We start from the raw sequence: 6,000 nt of genomic DNA, 5'->3' as shown, positions 1-6,000 counted from the left end.
AAGACACTCAAATAGCATGAATTTTGTCCATTAGCGACTACCTTCTAATCTCTAGCATGAATTTTGTCCATTACACCTAATATTAGTAAAGCAATAGTCATGTACATACATTCAACCTTCTTCATGATTCCTATATATTCTATTTAATAGATATTAATTAGTAACTAAAAGTTACAGTGGACATTATTCCATTTTTATTTATTGACTTTTTGTATGTAATTTGTTTATCTATACGCGTTAGTAGATAAAAGTTATGTTTAACGGAATATTCATAAAACTTTCATGGAGGAATTCGAATGCCACTTGACCGTCATTCAATCTTGGCTGTATCAACAGCAAAAAAATTAAATACCCCGCTCAAAGCTAGTGTTGTTCTTTTGACTGCTATGATCCTAGCCTCATGTTCAACGAGTGGAGGAGATAACTCTATTGCTCCAAAACCAACCCCTGTTTTACCAGGGGTGGAAGATGGAGAAACTGGTGGTGGAGAAACTGGTGGTGGAGAAACTGGTGGCGGTGAAACTGGTGATGATACAGCAGCTATCAAAGCAGCAGAGGCTAGAGCCAAAGATGCAGAAGCTAAAGCGGTAATTGCAGAGAGTCAGACAAAAATTGCACAAACTAAATTGGCAGAAGCTACAAAAGCACTAGATACAGCGAAAAAAGATGCACAAGAAAAAATTGATGCTTTAGAAAATGCATCAAAATCAGAAATAAATGCTGCTAAAAAAGCGGCACAAACTGCTCAAGATGCACTTAAAACCGCTGAAGAGACATTTAAAGTAGAATCATCTAAAGCTGTTGCCGCTGCTAAAGCAGAAGCGGCAGAAGCTAAAATCGCAGCAGAAGCAGCAAGAGCAGAAGCTGTAGCTAAAATTGAAGCAGCCGCAAAAGCCTCTAAATCACAAGTTGACTTGGCTAAAAAAGCTGCCGCAGAAGCAGTAGAAAAAGTAAAAGTCGCAGAAGACAAAGCTAAAGAAGCAGAGATCAGAGCGAAGACTGCGATAGAGGCTGCAGAAGCAAGAGTAAAAGCGGCTGAAGCTATCGCAAAAATAGAAGCGGAGAAAGCCAAACAAGAAGCCAATGCCAAAGTGACCGCGGAAGCAAAGGCAAAAGCAGCAGAAGAAGCTAAAACAGAAGCAGAAAAAGCAACTGTAGCTGCAGAAACCGCTCGTGCTAAAGCCGAAGCTGCTAAATTAGAAGCAGAACAAGCTTTAGAAGAAGTTCTAGCAAATGGTGGTGGTTCGGAAGCTTTACAGAAAGAAGCCGAGCGCAAAGCAAAATTAGCAGAGCAAGCCCAAGCTCAAGCCCAAGAGGCCCAAGCTGTTGCTCAAGCTGCTCAACAAGCTGCCGCCGCTCAAGTCGCTGCTGCTCAGCAAGCCCAACAAGCTGCCGAAGCCGCATTGGCAGCAGCAGCCATCAAGAATGCGCCTGAAGCCACTAAATCAGGTGTTCAGTCATTGAACATCGACCCATCAGCTGCTGGCTTACCTAACGCCTTTATCGCTACTAGTCGTGACTTTAATACTACCGCAAACAGTGTTGAAGCTCGAGCAGACACTGCCTCAGGTGGTCTATTACCAATCGTCAATATCACCACCTCTGGTACGAATGACACCAACTTACAAAACGGATTTAAATCTCACGATGACAGCACTGATATTACAACCGCCCTTGGTGTACTGCCACTAACTTATACCTCAACCTATAAAGACTTTGGCGATGACATGCGCATCGGTCACATTGATGGTGCAGCAGCTCTTGGTGCAAATAAGCTACCAGTGAATGGCGTTGCAGTAGTCGGTAATGCTACCCAAGCTGCCAACATGCCGACCGAAGGTAAAGTTGGTTACACAGGAGATGCCACGTATCGCAAGCTGGGTATCGGTAATGACATCGAATTCGGTAAATCAGTATTTACCGCAGACTTTGTCGCTCAAAACGTTAAAGGCGATCTCACCTTCGATAAAGCCGGTAAGATTGGTCTAACAGCGGGTATCAATGGTAATCAGTTCTCAGGTACTGCTGCTGACAATGCCGGATATAACACTGAAGGTGGATTCTTTGGTGGTGACGCGCAGTATCTAGGCGGTGTCTACGAAGGTAAAGGCGCTCAAGGTACTTATGGTGCAAAGAGTGACAAACAAACCGCAGCAGAAAAAGCAGCTGACAAGGCGCAAGCTGATGTTAAAACAGCTCAAGCGGAAACCGCTGCCGCTCAGGCGCAAGCTGCTGCTGCCCAAGCTGTTGCAGACAAAGCCAAAGCTGATGCTACTAAGGCGCAAGAAGCCTTGGTGGCTGCTGAAGAAGCTTTAGCAAATGCTGGTAATGGTGAAAATCAGCTAGCAGCCGCTCTAGAACGTGCCGCCGCCGCTGAAGCCGCAGAAGAAGCTGCATTAGAAGCCGCTGAGACTGCAAAAAATGCCAGAGCCGCTGCCGAGATTGCAAAAATAGCTGCAGAAACAGCTGCCAAAGCTGCGAAAGATGCAGCAGATAAAGCTGTTGGTGAGGCCAAAGTTGAAGCGGATAAAAAAGTAGCCGCAGCCAACCAACAAGTAGCCGATGCTAAAGTACGAGCGGATAAAGCTGAGATTGATGCTAACACTGCTAAAGCTGCAGAAGCTAAAGCTAAAACAGAAGCAGCGGAAGCTAAAGCCAAAGCCGACATAGCAGTGAAAGCAGCCAATGCCAAAACAGACCTTGCTAATCAACAGGCTGCAGATGCTCAAGCTCAAGCCCAAACTGAAAAACAAAAAGCCGCTGCTGCCCAAGCAGAGGCTGATAAAGCTAAAGGTGAGTTGGTAACAGCACAGGCCGACTTAGCCGCAGCCGAAAAAGCACTGGCAGATGCCTTAGCTTCAGGTGGTGGTAACACCGAAGCCCTGCAAGCAGAAGTAGACCGTCGCCAAGCCGCCCTTGACGCGGCGAATGCTAAAATCATTGCTACCGAGCAAGCTCAAGCACAAGCCGCCGCTGCTGCCGCCGCTCAATTCGCTGCTGCCCAATCTGCCCAACAAGCGGCTGAAGATGCCTTAGCAGCAGCTAAGATCAAGAATGCTCCTGAAGCGGAGAAGTCTGGTGCTCAATCTATCAACGTTGGTACATCAGTTGCCGGTCTTCCCGATTTTGTAGTAACGACACGTGATTTTGAAATTGGTGAAAATAATGTCATAGCTCGCGCTGACGTAGCTTCTGGAGATCTACTGCCCAAAGTTGACGTTAATATTTCAGGTGAAGGAGATACCGAGCTTGCCAACGGTTTCAAGAGCCATGATGACAATACTTCTATCACAACAGCTTTAGGTGAGTTGCCATTAGAATACACCTCAGTCTATAAAGACTATGGTAATGACATGCGCGTCGGTCATATTGATGGTGCAGCAAACCTACAAGGCACTGACATTCCTGTAAATGGCGTAGCTGTCGTTGGTAATGCCACCCAAGCGGCGAATATGCCGACGGAAGGTAAAGTTGGCTACACAGGAGATGCCACGTATCGCAAGCTGGGTATCGGTAATGACATCGAATTCGGTAAATCAGTATTTACCGCAGACTTTGTCGCTCAAAACGTTAAAGGCGATCTCACCTTCGATAAAGCCGGTAAGATTGGTCTAACAGCGGGTATCAATGGTAATCAGTTCTCAGGTACTGCTGCTGACAATGCCGGATATAACACTGAAGGTGGATTCTTTGGTGGTGACGCGCAGTATCTAGGCGGTGTCTACGAAGGTAAAGGCGCTCAAGGTACTTATGGTGCAAAGAGTGACAAACAAACCGCAGCAGAAAAAGCAGCTGAAAAGGCGCAAGCTGATGCTGATAAGGCGCAAGCTGCTATCGCTAATGCCAATGCCCAAGCTGCCAATGCCCAAGCTGCTGCAGACAAAGCCAAAGCTGATGCTACCAAGGCGCAAGAAGCCTTGGTGGCGGCTGAAGAAGCTTTAGCAAATGCTGGTACAGGAGATGGTGGTCTTGCTGCTGCATTGGCTCGTGCTGAAGCCGCCGAAGCTGCAGAAAACGCTGCATTAGAAGCTGCTTCTACAGCCGACGCTGCCCGAATTGCTGCGCAAACGGCTCAAATGGCTGCGGAACAGGCTCAAATTTCGGCTGAAAAAGTGGCTGAAAAAGCAGTAGGGGATGCTCAAGCACAAAAAGAGGCTAAAGAAAAAGCACTGCAGGCTCAAGCAGTAGCAGAGAGCGCCAAAGCTGTGGCAGAAGCAGCTAAGATTGAAGCAGAGAATGCTAAAACTGAAGCTTTAAATGCTAAAGTGAGCGCTGAAGCAGCAAGAGATGAAGCCATAGCGAGAGCAGAGGCTGCAGAAGCTGAAGCGTTAGAAGCCGCTAATAAATTTACGGCTCCAGATTCAAGAGTATCGGGTTTCCAAAGTACTTCTGTAGGCTCTGATGACGGAATTTTTGACAACAACTCCAATAGCTATAACCAATTGAAGGTTTATGCTAACGAAGTTGATGGCAGAGCTTCCCTAAAACCAATTGATGTGAAGTTAAGAGGCGCAAATGATGGCGCTGCTGACAACACTTATGGTACAGGTAATAACGGTTTTAAAGAGCACAAAGGCAGCACGTCATTTGAAGGTCGTTTGGGGGGGACTATTCACAAGCGAGATATGAATTACTCTTCAGTGTATAAAAACTTTGATAACCAAATGCAGATTGGACATTTAGAAGGTGACATCAAAAATGGCATATTGTATAAGAGCCATTTGTCTAATACTTATGTCCAAGGTAATGCTACTAACCTTGGTGATATGGACAAATTAGCCAACGTAAATGAAGGTAAGGCCAATTATGAAGGGGTGGCCACCTATGCAGAAGGTGGAAAAATCGCAGTCGATGGTACTTCTAAGTTCGATGTTGACTTTGTCGCCAAATCAGTGAAAGGCGAGCTGGAATTTGCTGACAAGCAGGTTGATATCAATGCGACTATCTCCAATAATACCTTTGCTAGTGAGCAAGGTGCTGCTGTCAATACTGTCGGTGGTTTCTACGGTAAAGGTGCTAGCCTACTAGGCGGTGTCTACGAAAGAGAGACTAAAGATAACTATATCAAAGGTACTTATGGTGCTTCTAAAATAGATCCAACAGTTGAAGTAGTGCCTGACCCAACAGAATCTAAAATGACTGGATTCCAATCTACGGCGCTGAGCAGTAAAGAGAAAACGCTACCACTGGGTCAAGGTCAGCTTGATAATGCTATCGGCTATGTTGAAATTCGCGACGATAAATCGGCTTGGACTGAACTAAAAATAGAAAATGGTTCTGAGGTGCCAGTAGATAATCGTAAAGGTGATAACTTTACTAGCTTCAGTAAAGGCAAAGTGCTTGCCGACATGGTCAAGCCAGATACTGTATTAGAGCCTATCACTGTCAATTTGACGGCTGCAAATGGTGAGCAGAAAGTTGAAGCAGGTAGAGGTAGTTTGAATCCGACTTACCAATATAACGCTGTCTACAAGAACTTTGATTCACAGATGCAAGTCGGTCATGTTTATGGCAATTTAAACTCAATTGCAGGAGATGTCTCACGCGCTGCTAATGTCTATGTAGAAGGTTATTTAACTTCTCAAGCAGGTATGGAAAGTCTTAAGAATGTTAACGCAGGTAAGGCGCAATACCAAGGTATGGCAACTTATATTGAAAACATTCATTTGGCTGACAATGCATCTACCGCCCCAGTCAATGGGACTTCTGCTTTCAATGTCGACTTCGTTAATGGCTCAGTGGATGGTACGCTCTCATTTACTGGTACGGGCTATAAGTACATGCCAGCTGGCAACGAAATAAAAATCGATGCCGATATTACAGGAAACACCTTTGCTGGCAATAAAAATGGCATTGACACTGCTGGCGGTTTTTACGGTAAAGAAGCTCAGTTCTTAGGGGGTATTTATCAAGATGCTTCAGTACCAGGTGGTAGCGGTGATGTTGCTGGAACAGGTACCAAATTCCAAGGAACCTTTGGTGCTGAAAAGCAATAAATCG

The 6,000-nt window shown here is 45.5% G+C and carries 1 protein-coding gene; it reads left to right on the top strand.

Features of this window, described 5'->3' with window-relative positions; genetic code table 11:
• Positions 1-296 precede the first annotated feature (296 nt).
• Positions 297-5,996 carry a transferrin-binding protein-like solute binding protein gene (locus JMY08_RS09335; RefSeq protein ID WP_201593024.1) on the top strand — a complete coding sequence of 1,900 codons (5,700 nt, stop codon included), beginning with the start codon at positions 297-299 and terminating at the stop codon, positions 5,994-5,996.
• Positions 5,997-6,000: the final 4 nt, after the last annotated feature.

Origin of the sequence: Psychrobacter sp. Pi2-51 (assembly GCF_904846665.1) — a bacterium.
Taxonomy (GTDB): domain Bacteria; phylum Pseudomonadota; class Gammaproteobacteria; order Pseudomonadales; family Moraxellaceae; genus Psychrobacter; species Psychrobacter glaciei.
The sequence above is the reverse complement of the archived record's forward strand: the minus strand, read 5'-3'. Positions and strand labels throughout refer to the sequence as shown.

What these genes read in the sequence shown, in the direction of transcription:
- JMY08_RS09335 (WP_201593024.1), top strand. Translation starts at nt 297, where the DNA reads ATGCCACTTGACCGTCATTCAATCTTGGCTGTATCAACAGCAAAAAAA.